Source organism: Methylobacterium sp. TK31, from assembly GCF_055361545.1.
The window spans coordinates 869,550-886,638 of the sequence record NZ_CM143964.1 but is presented as its reverse complement, the minus strand read 5'-3'; the positions used below and the strand labels follow the sequence as shown (position 1 = coordinate 886,638).

The 17,089-nt window shown below is 64.1% G+C and carries 22 protein-coding genes and 1 pseudogene; 16 read left to right on the top strand and 7 right to left on the bottom strand.

The features are described 5' to 3' along the window. Positions 1 to 459 precede the first annotated feature (459 nt). The 5 genes from ACXJY8_RS04040 (at position 460) to ACXJY8_RS04020 (ending at position 2,942) form a co-directional block, all read left to right on the top strand. Positions 460 to 1,125 carry a lysozyme gene (locus ACXJY8_RS04040; RefSeq protein ID WP_463776252.1) on the top strand — a complete coding sequence of 222 codons (666 nt, stop codon included), beginning with the start codon at positions 460 to 462 and terminating at the stop codon, positions 1,123 to 1,125. A 65-nt stretch (positions 1,126 to 1,190) separates the two neighbouring features. Further along, complete coding sequence (locus ACXJY8_RS04035) at positions 1,191 to 1,700, top strand: hypothetical protein (protein ID WP_463780944.1); 510 nt, start codon at positions 1,191 to 1,193, stop codon at positions 1,698 to 1,700. 32 nt (positions 1,701 to 1,732) lie between these two features. Continuing rightward, positions 1,733 to 2,086, top strand: a complete 354-nt coding sequence (locus tag ACXJY8_RS04030; RefSeq protein ID WP_463776249.1) for a hypothetical protein — start codon at positions 1,733 to 1,735, stop codon at positions 2,084 to 2,086. Beyond that, complete coding sequence (locus ACXJY8_RS04025; protein ID WP_463776246.1) at positions 2,083 to 2,325, top strand: hypothetical protein; 243 nt, start codon at positions 2,083 to 2,085, stop codon at positions 2,323 to 2,325. Before ACXJY8_RS04030 ends, ACXJY8_RS04025 begins: the two co-directional genes overlap by 4 nt. A 2-nt stretch (positions 2,326 to 2,327) precedes the next feature. Beyond that, the gene (locus tag ACXJY8_RS04020) at positions 2,328 to 2,942 is read left to right on the top strand and encodes a hypothetical protein (RefSeq protein ID WP_463776242.1); all 615 of its coding nucleotides are present in this window, start codon (positions 2,328 to 2,330) and stop codon (positions 2,940 to 2,942) included. 145 nt (positions 2,943 to 3,087) lie between these two features. On the opposite strand, the gene ACXJY8_RS04015 is transcribed toward ACXJY8_RS04020, so the two are convergent. The 3 genes from ACXJY8_RS04015 to ACXJY8_RS04005 all read right to left on the bottom strand — a co-directional run bounded on the left by ACXJY8_RS04015 (position 3,088) and on the right by ACXJY8_RS04005 (position 4,288). Next, a complete protein-coding gene (locus tag ACXJY8_RS04015) occupies positions 3,088 to 3,714 on the bottom strand; it encodes a hypothetical protein (RefSeq protein WP_463776239.1) in 627 nt (208 codons plus the stop codon). Positions 3,715 to 3,776: 62 nt separating this feature from the next. After that, entirely contained in the window at positions 3,777 to 3,977 is a 201-nt protein-coding gene (locus ACXJY8_RS04010; RefSeq protein WP_463776237.1) for a hypothetical protein, read from the bottom strand. Then, positions 3,974 to 4,288: a DUF6894 family protein gene (locus tag ACXJY8_RS04005; RefSeq protein ID WP_463776234.1), complete on the bottom strand. Its 315-nt coding sequence runs from the start codon at positions 4,286 to 4,288 to the stop codon at positions 3,974 to 3,976. Before ACXJY8_RS04005 ends, ACXJY8_RS04010 begins: the two co-directional genes overlap by 4 nt. A 150-nt stretch (positions 4,289 to 4,438) precedes the next feature. On the opposite strand from ACXJY8_RS04005, the gene ACXJY8_RS04000 reads away from it, so the two are divergent. The 3 genes from ACXJY8_RS04000 to ACXJY8_RS03990 are packed head-to-tail and all read left to right on the top strand — an operon-like array spanning position 4,439 to position 6,386. Then, a complete protein-coding gene (locus ACXJY8_RS04000; protein ID WP_463776231.1) occupies positions 4,439 to 4,645 on the top strand; it encodes a hypothetical protein in 207 nt (68 codons plus the stop codon). Beyond that, positions 4,642 to 5,097: a LexA family protein gene (locus tag ACXJY8_RS03995; RefSeq protein WP_463776229.1), complete on the top strand. Its 456-nt coding sequence runs from the start codon at positions 4,642 to 4,644 to the stop codon at positions 5,095 to 5,097. Before ACXJY8_RS04000 ends, ACXJY8_RS03995 begins: the two co-directional genes overlap by 4 nt. Then, positions 5,094 to 6,386, top strand: coding sequence for a Y-family DNA polymerase (locus ACXJY8_RS03990; protein ID WP_463776227.1), 1,293 nt, complete (start codon positions 5,094 to 5,096; stop codon positions 6,384 to 6,386). The genes ACXJY8_RS03995 and ACXJY8_RS03990 overlap by 4 nt, the downstream gene beginning before the upstream one ends. On the opposite strand, the gene ACXJY8_RS03985 is transcribed toward ACXJY8_RS03990, so the two are convergent. Then, positions 6,383 to 6,574 carry a hypothetical protein gene (locus ACXJY8_RS03985; protein WP_463776224.1) on the bottom strand — a complete coding sequence of 64 codons (192 nt, stop codon included), beginning with the start codon at positions 6,572 to 6,574 and terminating at the stop codon, positions 6,383 to 6,385. The genes ACXJY8_RS03990 and ACXJY8_RS03985 overlap by 4 nt on opposite strands. A gap of 192 nt (positions 6,575 to 6,766) precedes the next feature. On the opposite strand from ACXJY8_RS03985, the gene ACXJY8_RS03980 reads away from it, so the two are divergent. Next, complete coding sequence (locus ACXJY8_RS03980) at positions 6,767 to 7,561, top strand: polysaccharide pyruvyl transferase family protein (RefSeq protein ID WP_463776222.1); 795 nt, start codon at positions 6,767 to 6,769, stop codon at positions 7,559 to 7,561. Between the two features lie 40 nt (positions 7,562 to 7,601). Here the strand turns inward: ACXJY8_RS03980 and ACXJY8_RS03975 are convergent, their stop codons facing one another. Next, positions 7,602 to 7,769 carry a hypothetical protein gene (locus ACXJY8_RS03975; RefSeq protein ID WP_463776220.1) on the bottom strand — a complete coding sequence of 56 codons (168 nt, stop codon included), beginning with the start codon at positions 7,767 to 7,769 and terminating at the stop codon, positions 7,602 to 7,604. Between the two features lie 30 nt (positions 7,770 to 7,799). Beyond that, positions 7,800 to 7,973: a hypothetical protein gene (locus tag ACXJY8_RS03970; RefSeq protein WP_463776218.1), complete on the bottom strand. Its 174-nt coding sequence runs from the start codon at positions 7,971 to 7,973 to the stop codon at positions 7,800 to 7,802. 612 nt (positions 7,974 to 8,585) lie between these two features. Between ACXJY8_RS03970 and ACXJY8_RS03965 the strand changes: the two are divergent. From ACXJY8_RS03965 to ACXJY8_RS03940, 6 genes and pseudogenes are all read left to right on the top strand, one after another. Continuing rightward, positions 8,586 to 8,675, top strand: a pseudogene (locus ACXJY8_RS03965) (hypothetical protein); the annotation flags it as partial. Between the two features lie 15 nt (positions 8,676 to 8,690). Then, positions 8,691 to 9,440 (top strand): hypothetical protein, encoded by a 750-nt coding sequence (locus ACXJY8_RS03960; RefSeq protein ID WP_463776216.1) that lies wholly within the window; start codon positions 8,691 to 8,693, stop codon positions 9,438 to 9,440. A 73-nt stretch (positions 9,441 to 9,513) separates the two neighbouring features. Continuing rightward, positions 9,514 to 10,571, top strand: a protein-coding gene (locus ACXJY8_RS03955) for an IS630 family transposase (protein WP_463774011.1) whose coding sequence is annotated in 2 segments (ribosomal slippage) — positions 9,514 to 10,006 and positions 10,006 to 10,571 — 1,059 coding nt in all. Because the reading frame shifts where the segments join, the coding sequence is not laid out codon by codon here. 195 nt (positions 10,572 to 10,766) lie between these two features. Then, positions 10,767 to 11,657, top strand: coding sequence for an SMP-30/gluconolactonase/LRE family protein (locus tag ACXJY8_RS03950; RefSeq protein ID WP_463776211.1), 891 nt, complete (start codon positions 10,767 to 10,769; stop codon positions 11,655 to 11,657). Between the two features lie 77 nt (positions 11,658 to 11,734). Continuing rightward, positions 11,735 to 13,564 carry a glycoside hydrolase family 15 protein gene (locus tag ACXJY8_RS03945; RefSeq protein ID WP_463776207.1) on the top strand — a complete coding sequence of 610 codons (1,830 nt, stop codon included), beginning with the start codon at positions 11,735 to 11,737 and terminating at the stop codon, positions 13,562 to 13,564. A 41-nt stretch (positions 13,565 to 13,605) separates the two neighbouring features. Next, a complete protein-coding gene (locus tag ACXJY8_RS03940) occupies positions 13,606 to 14,565 on the top strand; it encodes a TIGR03885 family FMN-dependent LLM class oxidoreductase (RefSeq protein ID WP_463776205.1) in 960 nt (319 codons plus the stop codon). 336 nt (positions 14,566 to 14,901) lie between these two features. On the opposite strand, the gene ACXJY8_RS03935 is transcribed toward ACXJY8_RS03940, so the two are convergent. Next, positions 14,902 to 15,024 carry a hypothetical protein gene (locus tag ACXJY8_RS03935; RefSeq protein WP_463776202.1) on the bottom strand — a complete coding sequence of 41 codons (123 nt, stop codon included), beginning with the start codon at positions 15,022 to 15,024 and terminating at the stop codon, positions 14,902 to 14,904. Between the two features lie 976 nt (positions 15,025 to 16,000). Between ACXJY8_RS03935 and ACXJY8_RS03930 the strand changes: the two genes are divergently transcribed. Beyond that, positions 16,001 to 17,083, top strand: a complete 1,083-nt coding sequence (locus ACXJY8_RS03930) for a catalase family protein (RefSeq protein ID WP_463776200.1) — start codon at positions 16,001 to 16,003, stop codon at positions 17,081 to 17,083. Positions 17,084 to 17,089 lie beyond the last annotated feature (6 nt).

The following is a 17,089-nucleotide window of genomic DNA, read 5'->3' as shown; positions in this document are numbered from 1 at the left end:
CGCGCTCCTCTGCGCGCTGGCCTCTCCAGCCATGGCCGCTCGTCACCGCACGGTTTGTGTGGCCGTTGCGATTGAGCTGACCCCGTCCCTGATCTGCGCTCGGCCGGCCTGGCGTCGCTGAGGCGAGTTCTAGACGGCCGTGGGTGCGAGCTTCGGGAAGTAGGGATTGAACATGAGGGGCGTGCTCGCCGCCGGCGTAAGGTCAGGAGAGGTGCCCCGGTCCAAAGGCATCTGCGGAAAGTAGGGGTCGTAAGCTACGACGGCCGGCCGGGACCGCGGGCTCGCGCCGGGACGATCTGCCGGCGCCTCTTTTTTTCGGCCATTTGTCATTCGAGCGCTCGGCATCGTCTCAGTCCCTGAAGAGAGCCCCTCCTAACGTGGCGACAGCGATTTGCCTGTGCCCCGCCCGGCACACCTTGCTCGACAATCCTTCACGTCTCGACAATCTGGAGACCACCTATGGACCTCTCGCCCATCGGCGAAGCTGTGCTCATCGCTCGCGAGGGGCGGCGCCTGAAGGCCTACAAGGATTCGGTGGGCGTCTGGACCATCGGCATCGGCCACACTTCGGCGGCCGGCGCGCCTCTGGTCACCGCCGGGCTGACCATCACCTCGGCACAGTGCGACGCGATCTTCGCCCGTGACGTCCAGACCTACGTGGCGGCCGTGCGCAAGGGGCTGAAGGTGGCGGTCTCGCAGAACGCCTTCGATGCCCTGGTGTCGATCTGCTACAACATCGGGCCTGGCGCCTTCGCCGGCTCCACCTTCCTAAAACGCATCAACGCGGGCGACACGGCCGGCGCCTACGACGCGATCCTGATGTGGAAGAAGCCGGCGGCGATCATCACCCGCCGGCAGGCCGAGGCCCAGCAGTTCGTCACCGCCTACGCCCAAGCGATGCCGCGGGCGACCACGACGCAGAAGCCCATCGCTGTGGCCGCGCCCGTCATCGAAGTGATGCATGACGCGGTCCTGACGCCCGTCATCGTTCCGGTCGCCCCGGCGGTCGTCGCGCAGCCGAACCTGCTGATGCGCTTCCTGCGCTGGATCGACGACACCTACGGCGACAGCCGGAAGACAACCGCGAACGACAATGCCGCGCCGAGCATCAGCCGCGCGGCCTGACCTAAGATCCCGCGCCGGCTGGGTCACGCCGCGCACAGCCTCCAACCTAGACCGAAAGAATCACCATGACCCGCATCGTTCTCGCGGCGCTGGCGCTCGCCTGTGCCCTCTCCAGCCCTGCCTTCGCCGCTGAGGTGGTGGCCCCCGTACCCGTCGCGCCGGCCGTGCTCCTGCCTTGGGGTGACTGGGTCGTGGCCATCGGCCAGACCCTCACCTCGGTGCTCCTGCCGGTGCTCGTCGCCCTGATCGGCAAGGCGGTCTATCAGGTCGCGCCGTGGGCCCGCCTCGTGCTGACCCAGGCTCGCCTTGAGCAGATGACCAAGGCCATCACCGACTACGCCCTGAACGCCACCGAAGGCGTGGTGAAGGGCCAGGCGCTCACCATCCCCGTCGGCTCGGCCGTGATCGCGAAGGCCGTGCAGCGCGCCGTCGATGCGGCCCCCGCACAGGTGGTCAAGGCGGCCGGCGGCCCGAACGGCGTCGCCGAACTCGTGTTCCGCACCCTGCACCTGCAGGACGGCGCCACGGCGGCGAACACCCTGGCGCCGGCCCAGGCGGCGATCGTCGCGAAGTGAGGCGCTGAGCGATGGCAGGAGAGGCCGAGCAGATGACTGCTGCCGTGATCGCCGGCCTCATCAAGGACTACGGGATGGTCGGGGCCTTGGCCCTGGCCCTCGGCGCCATCGGTATGCTCGTCACCTGGCTGAAGGACTCGTGGCAGGCGAGGCTCGACGACAAGCAGGCGATGGTCGAGCGGGTCGCCACGGCCCTAGAGCGGCAGTCGGCCACCAGCGTCGACCACACCGAGGCGATCAAGGAGCTTCGCGACGGTCAGGCTGCGATCCTGAAGACGGCGACCGAAGCCGCCCTCACCGGCGCGGCCGCCGACAAGGCCATCCTCAAGGAGATCGAGGAGTCTCGGAAGGCGATCGACCGAAATACGGGGGCGCGCACCGCATGATCCTCGATCGCATCAGGGAAGGCTTTTGCCGCTCACTCTGCCCTCACCTTGGGAAGCATCAGGCCACCACCGGTGAGGACCGGCTCGAGCGAGCCGAGAAGCTGCACATCATGTCCGCACAGGACGCAGCGAACGAAAGCAGGAAGACCGGCTTGCGCGTCGGGGACATGAGGAAGGTGGCGAACTCCGCCGTCGACCGTCTTCGGCACGACCGGATGGATGTCGAGGATGGTGAGTGATCATGCTGCGGTACGACGACACCTCACCCGAGACCATCAAGAAGCAGATCGTGTTCTCGACCATCATGCTGGTCGGCACGGTGTTCATTCTCAATTTCTTCGTGCCTAACGCCGACCTGATCCTGGCCGAGCGCATCTTTCAGGCCTCAGTCGCGATGATGGTCGTGGTCGTCTACTGGCCGGACGCCCGGGCCGCGTGGCGGTCGGATTCGCCGGAGCGGGGCGACTACCTCATCGTGGGCGTGACGATCGGGTGGATGGCGACGTTCTGCCAGGCCATGTTCTCGGTCATCTTCCGGCTCGCCGGGATGCCGATGTGGTTCACCAACATCGACGCGAACTCGCTCTGGATCCTAATGAGCGCGATCTCCGGCATCCTGCACATCGTGGCCCCTGGGGCGGTCGATGGCGTCGTGCCGCGGCGCAACCGCATCGTGCTCGGCGTCGGCATGGGCGTGGCCGTCACGGGCATCTGCGTGGTGCTGTGGACCCGCCCGAACATCTCCGACTACGTCGAGGCCTGCCGTTTCTTCCTCGAAGACACTGCCTCTTGGATGCTCAGCCTCGTGGACCGTGGCGGTGCCGCGCTGAGAGCATGGTTCGGCCGGACAGGCTGACCGCCGCGCACAAACGCCCTCATATGTGACAGCGTGGAGTGCCCGACTTGCTACGATGCAACTGCTGTCCGCCCGCCCCCCGGTAGGACAGCACCCCCACTTTAACCCGCCCGGAGCAATCCGAGGCGGGTTTTTCGTCTATGGCTCAGGCCATCTGAGAACGACGAGGGTTGAGCTTCCTTGGCTCGCCAACGGCTCGAGGCAGATATTGCAGCAGTGTATAATCCCAAGGGGGAGGCTTAAACGCCAGCAAGCCCACATTCCCTGGAAGATTTGCGATTGATGCACACTTAGCAATGTCGCGCAGATACTCACTGCAATCAAAAATTTCTTGAGCGGTTCTGTTCAATTCTTCGGCGTCAACGTGGATTTTTTCACCGAAACGCATTTCATTTTTGCCGGCATCTATCTTTCGAAAACTGAGATCCTCATCGAAAAATGAGGCTCGGATGTCATGGGCGGCATCATTACGAAGTTCGCTTAGCGCCTCAAACCAATCTGCTGCTGATACGATGCAATCCAGTAATTCGGCTGGCATATCTAATCGAGTTTGTGAGGCATCCTTTAGATGTTTTCCAAGATTTCGTTTTCTTAATTTGTAGGCTTCTAGTTGCGCTGCTTCATCATAGGGAGCGCTAATTTTCGCAAGTGCCTCTCTCGCTGCGGCTTCGCATCGCGTCCACCCGATGACTATCAAGCCTATTGCTGCAGCAATTTCCTCCGAAGTCACCGCCTTGCGGCCCAATTCATTCCGAAGCAGCCTGTGGGTCAATGAGCCGTCTCCTCCGCGCTTCAGACTTCAGCCCCGCCGGCACCAGCCGCGCGGGGCTTTCGTCATTTCTGGCCCTGCTCACGCTCGCGCGCCAGTGCTCGCATAGCCTCTGCATAGACGCTAGCTGCTGACCCAGGCACGAAGAAGCCGCTGTCCTTGCGTTGATCAATTCGGGTGGCCGTGGCGCGTAGGCCGGCAGGAGAGCGATCCGGCTCTTTCTCGGTGAGCGGGACAGCAGGTGAAACGGCCTTGTCCTTGCTCATCGTTCCTCCTCAGCCCCGCCGGCATCCACCGGGTGGGGCTTTTGCGTTTCAGGCTCGGCGCTTCTGCTTTGGGTTAGACGATCCAACCGGACGTCCGTGAACGGCTTGGCCAGCACCGCCCGGCCGCTTGTGTCGTAGACCTCGACCCACCAACCGGACCAATCGATGTGAGCGCCGTGCACCATGAGGTCGAGCGCGACCCGCTCGGCCTGAAGGCGCACCAGCGCCAACGTCGGCAGCCGCCGGCCGCGCAGATCGGCGACGAGATCGTGCCCATCCGTGCAGTGGAAGCGGTAAAGCCGCGTCGGCATTGGCGTTCTACCCCGCACTCCACAGGCGTCCACCGCCCTGTTTCCCGGCTCGGCCGTTTCGATTGAACCACGCCCAGCGATGCGGTTTGTTCCCTTTGTGTTCTAACAGCAGCCGGACGCGCAATGCAGGCCCAGCCCAACGAACCCCCTGTGGACATCCGCCTGACTGAAGCGGAGACGATCGCGCTCGCCTATCACCGCGCAGCGCGCGGAGACGCCTGGGCCGCCCTCGTGCAGGCGGTCGAAGACGCGCTCGGCGACCTGGCCGAGGCCGAGCGCCAGACCGCGCAGCAGCGCCGCCTCATATCGCGGGGCTACATCCGCGACGGCGCGATCAGCCCAGGCGCTGGCCGATGAAGCTGCTCCAGATCGCCGAGCTGCCAGCCCATAGCGCCGGCACGGTCCGCATCCCGATCCAGGGCGCCGCGCTCTGCGCCGGCTTCCCCTCTCCCGCCGACGATTTCCTCGAGGGTTCCCTGGAGTTGCCGCGCTGGTTGGCACCGAACCCACCCGCCACCTTCGCCTGGAACATCTCCGGCGACAGCATGCGCGGCGCCGGCATCTTCGACCGGGATCTGGCGGTGGCCGATCGCAGCCTCAAGCCGGGCAACGGCAGCGTCGTCGTGGCGATCGTGGACGGCACCATGAGCCTGAAGCGCCTCGTCATCGAGGGCAACGTTGCACGCCTCGCCTTCGACAATCCGGACCTGCCGGCCTTCGCCGTCGAGGACCTGATCGAGGGCGAGATCTGGGGTGTGGTGCGCTTCTCGATCCGCTGGCACGTGGCCCGCGCCGGGCTGGTGCGATGAGCCGTGCTATCGCACTGATCGACGGCAACAGCTTCTATTGCTCCTGCGAGCGCGTGTTCGACCCGAAGCTCGCCCGGGTGCCGGTCATCGTCCTGTCCAACAACGACGGCTGCGCCATCGCCCGCACGGCGGAGGCCAAGGCGCTCGGGATCAAGATGGGCGACCCCTGGTTCAAGATCCGCCAGCAGTGCCAGCGCGAGGGCGTGCGCGTCTTCTCCTCGAACTACACCCTCTACGGCGACATGAGCGCCCGCACGAACGCGGTCTACCGGGACTTCTCGCCGGCCGTGGAGATCTACTCCATCGACGAGAGCTTCCTCGACCTCTCGGACGTGCGTGAACGGGACCGGGTGACGCTCGCGCGAGACCTTCGTTCCACGGTGCGGGCCTGGACCGGCATTCCGACCTGCGTCGGCATCGGCCCGACGAAGACCCTGGCGAAGCTCGCCAACCACATCGCCAAGACGATCCCGGATCTCGACGGCGTCTGCGACCTGACCGACCCCGTGGCCTACGATCACTGGCTCTGCCGGATCGCGGTGGCGGAGGTCTGGGGCATCGGCCGGGCCTCGCTCGCCAAGCTGATGGGCCTCGGCGTCGACACCGTGGCGGACCTGCGCGACCTCGACCCGCGGCCGGTGCGCAAGGCCATGACGGTGGTGGGCGAGCGCATCATCTACGAGCTACGTGGGCTGGCCTGCCTGCCGCTAGAGCTGATGCCAGCCCAGCGCAAGGGCTGCGCGGTCACCCGGTCGTTCTCCCGACGCATCACCGAGCGCGAGACCCTGGAGCAGGCGGTCGCCGCCCATGCAACGCGGCTAGGTGAGAAGCTGCGCCGCGGCGGGCTCGGGACCACGCACGTCTCGGTCTTCTATCACACGAGCGAGCACGACCGGGGCGACCCGATGCGCTCCGTCTCGACCACCGTGACGCTCCCCGAGGCCACGAACGACACCTTGGCCCTCATCAAGGCGGCGCAGGCCGGCGTGGCGCGGACCTGGCGGGAGGCGCCGGGCAATCGGCCCTGGCGCTACAGCAAGGCCGGCGTGGTCACGACCGACCTGAAGCTCCTCGAGGACGCGCCGCGGGCGCTGATCGGCCAGCTCGACCGCGAGCGTAGCGCGCCGCTCATGGCGGCCATGGACGCTTGCAACGCGCGCTTCGGCCGGGGCACCGTCGTGCCGGCCCGGGCCGGGCTAACGGAGAAGCGGACCTGGTCAACAAAATTCGAGATGCGCAGCCCCCGCTACACGACGCAGGTCGCGGAGCTGCCTGTCGCGCATGCTTAGGCAGCGTTGATCATGCCGGCGGCATACGCATTCAGAACGACTTGGCTCGCACTGACGGCTTGGCCGTCCATCTCGAACTCAGGCACGTCAGCTTCACCGTTCAGATCGATTGATATGCCCTGCACCAACAGGAAGCAAAACGCCTGCCGAAGCAGGCTCTCGTCCACGCCATGATCCGTCATGGTCATTTTACGATTTCCTTATCCAGAAACTCGAATGGATGGCCTGCCACACTCTCAGAGTGCCCGCCGCCATTCTTATTATTCAAGGCGTAAGGGGCTTTCATCGAACCACCCTCATGGCCGAACGATTATATGCGAGGGGGGGCTTACTTTATGCTGAAAAGCGTCAATTGCGCGCTACGTGGGGCGAGTAACGATATGCATCCTTCTTTCGACCAAACCGATGGCCAACTTAGAGTCTTATACTTCAACAGTGTACCAAATATAGGGGATCTGTGCAGTCCCTATGTTGTTCAGATGGTAAGCGGTCACAAGACTAAGGCGCTTACTGAAATTAATAAATCTCATATCATTGGTATAGGAAGCATTTTAGCGGTAGCGAATAGATCTTCGCTAGTATGGGGCGCTGGTTTATCCGATAACATCTACAACAAAACTGCGTCTGATCCAGATCAGTTTTTCGCCCTTCGTGGCAAACTGACTTATCAAGCTGTACGTAACTCGGGTGTAAATCTGAAAGACTTGGCACTTGGTGATCCTGGGTACCTCATGCCTTCACTTCTAAATGCGAAGAAGGACCCAAATCCTTCCTACAAGATTGGTTTTGTTCCGCACTATATCGACAAGGGAGTCGAGTTTATTAGAAATTTAGCGTACAATGATGAAGTGCTTATTATCGATGTACAGGAAAGTATAGAGAGTTTTTTCAGCCAGCTAGCAAAGTGTGAAACAATTGCAAGCACCTCTCTCCATGGTCTGATATTTGCCGAAGCGATGGGGATACCCAACGTTTGGATCAAGGCCTCCGACAATATATTAGGTGGTTACTTTAAATATCATGACTGGTTTTCCACTTGCTCTACATCTCAATTAGATCCAATAATAGTCAATGAAAATACAGTCATCTCGAAAATAATCCAGTCATGCTCGTTGCACAACTGTAGAATTGATTTGGACGCCCTCAAAAATAGTTTTCCAAATCTGACGGATTGACGTCCGAACACTGATATGTGGCGACCGACATGAATGTGGATCAGCAGAAGCGACCTTGGCCTTCGGTGAGGTCGAGGCGGTAGCCATCGCCGAACAGGAAGACCGTGGCGGTCGAGTCCGCCATGAAGGCGTCGACCGCGGCGACCACATCCGCCTCGAGGATGACCTTCGCCTTGTAGAGCTCGCCGGTCGTGGGGTTCTCAGCCATGACGAGGAGATAGCACGCGCCGGGCTCGCGTCACTGCCCGAACAGCCAGAGCGGCACCGCGCCGCTGGGCCGGCCCGGCTTGTCGCGACGGTAGGTCGTCCGCTCGAACGCGATTCGGTCGGTGTGCACGGCCGAGACCTTTTCGCCGCCGAGAACCATGGCACCGCAGAAGTCTGGTCGGATCGTACCGACCTGGGGGTGCACGCCGAAGCATTCCGCGTCGTCCAGCCGAGGGCTACGGCCTGATCCGCCCAACGATCCAGAAAATCGACGCACGCCTCGTGCGCGCCGCCCCAGGACTGCAGCGTGAAGCCTGGGCACGGGACGACGCTGGGCCGGAGGTTGAGGAAGGCCTTGCGCCAGAGCGCGGGGTCGGCGGGGACGATCTTCGGTGGGGCTGGCATGAGATCCGGCGGTTGGAATGGGCCGGATGGGATAGGGGATTGGCTGGACCCGAGGAAGCCCCCCGCCCTACGCCCACTGTTTCCCCACTTTAACCGCGAAACCGAACGCGAACATTCGTCGTCGATCAAAAGCGATATCTCTGATTTTGCTTGGTTTTTACGTTAAACGCCGCCGCTCATAACGGTCTGGTTGCAGGTTCGAGTCCTGCCGGGCCCACCACTTCCCCACTAAGTGCTTGTGTTGGAACAAGATACTGATAGAAAACGGGTTTCTTGGCGCGACTGTGACACAGGACTGTGACACATGGCGGACGAACCCGTGGCCCATCATCCGAATCTTACGACCCGCGCTGGCACGTATTACCTGCGTATGCGGGTGCCCCCGGAATTGGTTTAGGAACTCGGCCGGACGCACATCACCAAGAGTCTAAGGACCAAAGAACACCGCGTCGCGTTGGCACGCTTTCGACTGGCTCAGGCTCAGGCGGAGAGGGACTTCGAGGCTGCTCGGCGTCAGATGAAGGATGCTGATGCGCTACGGGTGCTTTTAGCGAAGGGACGCCTCGAACACTTGATGCCGGAGCACATGCAGGAGATCGCCCAGCGCTGGTTCGCTAGCGCCGTGCAACACGTTGCACGATCGCCGAAGGAGCAGGACCACCTTCGCACCCAGGATTGGGATATCGTGTTGGAGGATGCAGAAGCCGAAGGCGCGCTTCTCGAAAGCCCCGATCCCCATCACTACGAGGAGCACGTTCACCTCACCACCGACCAAATCCTGCTTGCTGCCGGCGTCCCGCCCGTGCCTCAAGGCCCGGGTAAACTTCAGCGGCGCGTTCGTAGGCCGAAGGTTGATCGCGACACAGCGCAGTACCGGCAACTGGCTGGTTTCGTGCGACGCGGCCTCATTTCGTTGAACCGAAATCACGTCGCACAGCTCACCGGAGAGCCTCATCTCGACCAAGCCGACGACCTTGCCCCTCCGGCATATGGGGGATCGCCGATGTCCAGGCGCACCCTGAACGAACTCATAGCCGCGTTCGAGGCTGATCCAGGGCGTGGAAGCCGAACCGGCAAGACGAACGTCGACTATGCGATGGTTTTTCTTGCTCTTCGTGAGGTGATTGGGGCTTCCACACCAGTCACGCGCATCACACGCGAGCAAGCCAAAAGCGTCCGCGATCTCTTCAGGAGGCTCCCGCCGAACGCAACGAAGCGTTTCCCCGGCAAGACACTCTTACAGGCATCTGATACCAACCCTCATTGATCGGGACTCACGGGGTAGCCTCCCGGGTTGAGTGGTGATTCTGTCTTCGGGTTTGGAGCCTGAGGAGGATGTCATGTCTGCTCCGGTGCTGCTGCGGCGGGACTTCGACGCCGAGGGCCTGCGCGCCTTGGCCAAGGCCGCGCGCGATCCTGCCCAGACCCGGCGCCTGCTGGCTTTGTCGGCGATCTACGCGGGCGGCTCACGCTCGACCGCTGCCGCGCTTGGCGGGGTCGGGCTGCAGACGGTGCGGGACTGGGTGGTGGCGTTCAACGCGCACGGTCCGGACGGGCTGATCGGCGGCAAGGCCCCTGGCGCCCGCCCGCGCCTGAGCATCGAGCAGCGGGAGGTGCTGCGTACCCTGGTCGAGCAGGGGCCGATGCCGGCCACCCACGGGGTAGTGCGTTGGCGCTTGTGCGATCTGGCCCAGATCCTGTGCGAGGATCACGGCGTGTCGGTGTCCGAGCAGACCCTGAGCCGGGTCTTGCGGGGGATGGGTTACCGCAAACTCTCGGCCCGTCCGCGCCATCACGCTCAAGCTCCGGACGCGATCCCCGCTTTTAAAAAGCCTTCCCCGCCCGCATGGCGGAGATCGCGCGGGCCGTCGGCGGCAAGCCGATAGAGGTCTGGTTCGCCGACGAGGCTCGGGTCGGCCAGAAGAACACGATCACCCGGCGCTGGACCAAGCGCGGCACGCGCCCCTCAGCCCCGAAGGACCAGCGCACCGCCTCCGCCTACATCTTCGGCGCCATCTGCCCGGCACGGGGAACGGGCGCCGGTCTCGTCATGCCCCGCTGCACCACCGAGGCGATGGCCCTGCACCTCGAAGAGATCGCCCAGGCCGTCGCCCCTGGTGCGCACGCCGTCCTGCTGCTTGATCAGGCCGGCTGGCACACGACGAAGAACCTCGCAGTGCCCGGCAACATCACCCTGCTGCCGTTGCCGGCCCGTTCCCCCGAACTCAACCCGGTCGAGAACCTCTGGCAGTTCATGCGCGACAACTGGCTCGGCAATCGAACCTTCGCATCCTACGCCGACATCCTCGACCACTGCTGCCACGCCTGGAACACCCTCATCGACCGACCCGGGCGCATCATGTCGATCGGACGCCGCGAATGGGCCTATGGGTTCTGATCAATGAGAATTGGTATAATAAGCTCATAACGACTATCAAATTCTGATCGTATAAAGATATTATCTATCGTCTTCGTCTAGCGGATTAAAATATGCTGATGTTCGCACGGTCTTGGCCTCGGACTTACGGTCGCAGATTGGGAACATCGTCCGAAGCGGTGCGTCTCCCAGCGTCAGCGTGTTGGGATCAACGTCTTGCTGCCTGTATCATCGATTATTTTGGACTTATCTCGATGCCATCTCGGTGAGGGGCCGAGCTACGAGCCGGACACCGACACTGTGTGGTGGGTCGACATCCTTAAGAAGTGTCTGTTCGAGCGGTCGTTGGGCGCAAAGGCTTCGCCCGGTCGGATGCACACGCTGCCCTTCATGGCGAGCGACGTCGCGGTGATTGATGCCGCCCGTCAACTACTCTCAGCCGAGAACGGTCTCTACGTCCGAACCGTCGCGGACGGACGGCTGACCCTATACGCCCCCCTGGAGGCGGACGATCCCGGCACGCGGTCCAACGACGGACGCGTACATCCGAGCGGCGCTCTCTGGATCGGAACCATGGGGTTGGACGCTGAGTCCGGGCGCGGTGCGATCTATCATGTGGCGGGGACACACATCACCCAGCTCTACGGCGGGTTGACCACGCCGAACGGGATTGCCTTCTCTCCGGACGGGTCGACCGGCTACTTCGTCGATACTGAGGAGGGCTTGCTGAGGCGCGTCGCCCTGAACTCCGCCACGGGCCTGCCCGTGGCCGAGCCCGAGACGCACTATGACCACAGGGGCGGGAAAGGCGGCATCGACGGTGCCGCCGTGGACGCCGAAGGGCTGATCTGGACCGCTCGCTTCGGCGCGGGCTGCCTCGACGCCTACAGCCCCGCGGGCGAGCGCGTCCGCACCGTCCCGGTCCCAGCCCAGCAGCCGACCTGTCCAACCTTCGTCGGACGCGACCTCGACCGGCTGCTCGTGACGACGGCCTACGAGGGCATGGACAACGATGCGAAGGCCCGCGATCCGGAACACGGGCGTACGCTCCTCGTCAATGTCGGCGTTCGCGGCCTGATCGAGCCGGCTTTCCGTCTCTCCGGCTGACTGCTCCGACCTCCCTTTCGTTCTCGTTCCGCCAGCACCGTTGGGTGGCCGCAGCGCGGCACCCGCGAGGAGTCCTTATGTCGACCACCGATGAGCGCGACTACCAGCCGATCGAAGCTTATGCCCTGCTGGGCAATTGCGAGGGCTGCGCCCTCGTGGCCCGTGACGGTTCGTTGGACTGGGCCTGCCTCGAGCGCTTCGACGCCGATCCCAGCTTTTCGCGCCTCCTCGACCGGCGGCGTGGCGGCTACTTTGTCATCCGCCCGGAGGGCACCTACGAGACGACGCGGCAGTATCTCAGCCGTACCAACATCCTGCAGACCACGTTCACCACCGTCGACGGCTTCGTTCACCTCTACGACTTCATGGTCGGCCCCGAAGGCGACGAGGACCGGCCGCGCCTCGTGCGCCTCGTGTCCGGCTTGTCCGGGCATGTTCCGATGGTCGCTCTGTACCGCCCCCTGGCCGGGTTCGCCGAGAGCTTTGCGCCGCTGCGGGTCGATGCGGGCCGCATCACCGCCGAGGGCTGCCCCGGGCTCGTCTCCGATGCCGACTTCGCGCTGGAGGAGGAGGTCGCCGCGGCTCGCTTCACGCTGGGGCGTGGCGAAAGCCGCGCCTTCGCCCTTTATCTCGATGAACCACCAGAAGCGCCGCCGGATGCGTTTGCGCTTATGGAGGAGGTACGTCGGGCCTGGGTGCTGTGGACACAGGACTCGGCCTATGTCGGGCCACTTGCCGACGAGTTGATGCGCTCGGCCCTCGTACTGAAGATGCTGACCTACGAGCCCACTGGGGCGATCGTCGCGGCGGCCACGACGTCGCTGCCCGAGGAGGTTGGCGGCATCCGTAACTGGGACTACCGCTTCTGCTGGATTCGCGACGCCTGCCTGTCGTTCTATGTGCTCAAGAAGTTCGGCATGTCCCGCGAGGCCGAAGGCTTTTTCGCGTTTGTCGGCGCCCTGTGCGAGCGTGAGAAGGGACAACTGAAGCCGCTCTACAGCATCTCGGGCGAGGCCGATCTCGAGGAAACCGAGATCGCCCATTTCGAGGGTTGGCGCAGCTCGGGCCCGGTGCATCGCGGCAACGGGGCCGCCGATCAGCACCAGGCAGATGCCTACGGCCAAGTGCTCGACCTGTTCTACCTCTACGAGCGCCTCGGCGGCACCCTATCGGAGGAGCTCAAGCGACACGGAGCACGGCTTGCTGACATCTCAGCCGCACATTGGTCCGAGCCGGACGCCGGCCTATGGGAGCCACGGAAGCCCGAGCGGCGCTACCTTCACGCTGCCATCATGAACTGGGTCGCGCTCGACCGCGCTATCCGACTGTTCGGCCCCCGGGAGGACTGGTGTACCGAGCGCGACCGCATCGTGGCCTTCGTCAACGGCGAGGGCGTACACGCGGACGGCTACTACCCGCAGTATCTAGGCAGCGACGACGTCGACGCCGCTCTACTGATCGCACCGATGGTCGGCTTTCCCGTAGACGAGGCGGTTTTTGCACGGACCGTCGACGTCATCGACGAGCGGCTGGGGTACGGACACCTCGTCTACCGGTACAAAAACGATGACGGCCTGCCCGGCCACGAGGGTACCTTCTTGCTTTGCGCCTTCTGGATGGTGGACGCACTGCTGTGGCTCGGGCGGGAGGCGGACGCCCGGACGCGCTTCGCCGCCCTGCGGGTGTTGCAGAACGATGTGGGGCTCATTGCCGAGCAGACCGCCGAGGACGGCGCGTTCCTCGGCAACTTCCCGCAGGCCTTCAGCCATCTCGGCCTCATCCACTCGGCCCTGATGCTCGACCTGTACGAGCACGGCGGGCGAGACGCCGTACAGGGCACCTACGCCGATCGGACGTTGCGCGAGACAGAGACCCGTCGTGCCCCCGACATCAAAAACGCTGCCTGACCGGCTGCAAACCGCATAAACCCAGCAGGAAACGTTCGACCATGGTCCGTATCGGTTACCACGCTTCCCATGAGCAGCACGCCCCGTCGGCCCTGCTGCGCTACGTCCGGGAGGCGGAGGCGGCAGGCTTCGCTTGCGCCATGTCCTCCGAGCACTTCAAGCCCTGGAGCAACGCACAAGGGCATTCGGGCCATGCCTGGTCCTGGCTCGGCGCCGCGTTGGCAGGCACGCAACTGCCCTTCGGGATCATCACCGCGCCGGGCTACCGGCACCACCCCGCGGTGCTCGCACAGTCTGCCGCGACCTTGAGCGAAATGTTTCCGGAGCGGCTATGGCTGGCGCTGGGGTCCGGACAGCGCCTGAACGAAGACGTGACCGGGCTGCCCTGGCCCGAAAAGGCAGAGCGAACTGCCCGGCTCGGCGAGTGCGCGGCGGTGATCCGTGCGCTCCTGGCGGGCGAAACGGTGACCCATCGCGGACGGATCACTGTTGTCGACGCCAAGCTGTACTCCCGCCCCGAGCGGGCGCCGCGGCTGCTGGCAGGGGCGGTGACGCCGGAGACGGCGCGCTGCGTCGGCCAATGGGCCGATGGTCTCGTGACCGTGGGGATCGATCCGGCCAAGCTGCGCCCCGTGTTCGAGGCGTTCCGGGAGGGCGGGGGTGCGGGTAAGCCGATCTTCCTCCAGACCAAGGTGTGCTGGGATCCCGATCCGGCCAAAGCGCTGGCCGAGGCTCATACACAATGGGCTAGCAACATGCTGGAGGGCAACGTGAACTGGGAGCTCCGCACGCCCGAGGATTTCGAAACTGCGTCGCGCTTCGTTCGGCCCGAAGACGTGCCTGGTTATGTGCGGGTCTCTACTGATCTTGGCCAACACGCCGCTTGGCTCGCCGAACTGGCCGAGCTGGGACCGGCGGAGATCATCATCCACCAGGTCGCCTGCGATCAAAGTCGGTTTTCCGAGGCATTCGGCCGGTACGTGCTGCCGAAATTCGCATAGAAGCGTCCCCTACACGGGTAAGTACCTCGAATTCGCAGCAAGGGCGAGGCTATAGCAGGTCTCACCGAGGGGATTGACGTTGGGCGCGCCGCCGAGGGAGCCGATGGTCGGGCTGTCGATACCGACCGCGTGCAGCGCCTTGTTGACCCTTCGCAGAATGGTACAGGCGGCGACCTTGAGTTCCTCGACACGGTCGGTGGGGGTCCGCGAGGAGCTTGAGGCTGTCCAGAAACTTCTCGGCGTTCGGCGCCTGGAACACCTTACAGATCACCATGATGAAGTGGTGCGTCGTCCCCTTCGCGCCGGGCAGGCGCTCGCCTTCGGCATCGAGAATCTTCAAGGCGAGACCGCGTCGGACAGGATGTTGCCGGCATTGGTCGAGAGCCGCATGTAGACCTTGCGCTCGCTCGGCTTGGCGAACGGACCCTGGACCAGTTCGGGGGGCAGTCCAGCGTCCACCGTCAGCGTCCCCTTAAGGATGCCGTGTGACCTAGCATGTACCTATTTGACGGCATGCCCCAAATAATCGGTGACCGTTTGGAGGATCCTGTCGAACGTCCTGTTCAACTTATCGATTGTCGCCTCATCGTCGGGGCCGGCCTATTCGACGTGAGCAAGCACCTCTACGAGGTGGCGCTGCATTCGAGTGAAGACCAAGGGGTGTTCACTCCGGATCGATACCGGCCGCATCCGCCGAACCGGGGTGACGCGACAGGTTGCGACATCGCGACCGGTGCGGAACCAGAGCCCGGTAGAAGGGCTTCTCCCGCAACAACCGTCATGGAAGCCACGTGAGCGCAAGCATACTGTGGCTAGAGGTCGGAGGGTCAGACCCCACGATGAACTATAAGCTCGCCTTCAGTCTTCCACTCCTCGCCGTCCTGGCTGCGCCCGTTTCGGCCCAGGCCGTGGGCCGCCCGTCAGGGGCGGCGTTGATACACGGCAACTACTGCGGCCCAGGTAACAACGCTCCCGCGACCCCGGTTGACGTGCTTGATGCGGCATGCGCCCGACACGATGCATGCACCCCCGATGGCGGGTTGGCCACGAAGGCCTGCAACCTGCGCCTTGAGACAGAGGCGGATGCCATCTCGCACGACTCTAGGCAGCCGGACTACCTAAGGGCCATGGCAGGCTTGGTGTCAGCCGGCGCCTCGATGATGATGTCGGCCGGTGAGCCTACGACAGGGACGGTGGTCACCCAAAGCCGAACTGTGAAGGTTTGGGCAGCGTACACCCGGTAGCCCCGGCTGCGCGCTAACTCAGGATTGTCGCGTCACGCAAGCAGACGCCGCCGCGTCAGTCGGCTGTCGATGCTCCCTGGCTGTCCGCTCCGACGCCAGGAAGGCGTGGAGCGTTTCTCCAAGCCTGGCGGCGACGCCCGACCTCCGACTTATACCGTCTGCCCCTACCGACCTGCTCCGGAGGAACAAGCATGGCCTACCTTCGCTACGCGCCAGGCATCGAGACGCCCGCACCGGACGAGCAGAAGTCCATCGATGGGATCATCCGAGGGATGATCCAGCAGTCGCAGGTCGTCGAGAAGCGAGAGCACCACGCCGTGCGTGCGAGCCACGCCAAGAGTTCGGCCTGTGTCGTCGGGGAGTTGATCGTCACGGAGAACCTACCGCCCGAACTCGCGCAGGGTCTGTTCGCCAAGCAAGGGGCGCATAAGGTCGCCGTGCGCTTCGCCCAGGGGCCGGGCGAGACCCTGGGTGACCGAGTGTCCACCCATCGCGGCATGTCGATCAAGGTGTTCGGGGTACCCGGCGAGAAGCTGCCCGGCCACGACGTCGACACCCAGGACTTTGTGCTTGCCACGGGCACGACCTTCCCGTCAGGCACGGCGGCGGGGTTCCTGCGGGACGGGACGGTTATCGGGAAATCGACGGGCCTGCCAGAGGGCGTGAAGAGCGCGGTCGCCACCACAGCGCGCAACCTCAACCGAGTGCTGCACGCTTTCGGAACTGAGAGTGCCATGGCCGATTTCCTCGGCCATCCCTACAGCCACCCGCTCGCCGACAGCTACTTCAGCCAAGCCCCGATGCGGTTCGGCGACTACGTCGCTAAGCTCGGGGCGGTCCCGGCTTCGCAGGCGCAGCTGGACCTTACCGACTGGCGGCTCGACCCGCACGGCGACGAGGACGGCTTTCGTCACGCGGCGGCGGCGTTCTTCCGCGAGTCCGACGTAGTCTACGAGTTGAAGGCGCAGCTCTGGGCCGATGCCGAGCGCCAGCCCATCGAGGATGCCTCTGTCGACTGGCCGGTCGCGATCAGCCCGTACCGCACGGTGGCGACGCTCCGCCTGCCCCGGCAGGACGCCTACTCCCGTGAGCGGGTTCGCTACTTCGACGAGGTGATGACCTTCCGCCCCGCGCACAGCCTCGCGGCGCACCAGCCGCTCGGTTCGGTGATGCGGGCGCGGCTTCAGGTCTACCGAGCGCTGAGCGACTTCCGCCACCGGGAGAACGGTGTGACCGCCGAGAACACCGCCTCGCCGGAGAGCATTCCGGCCTGACGCCGA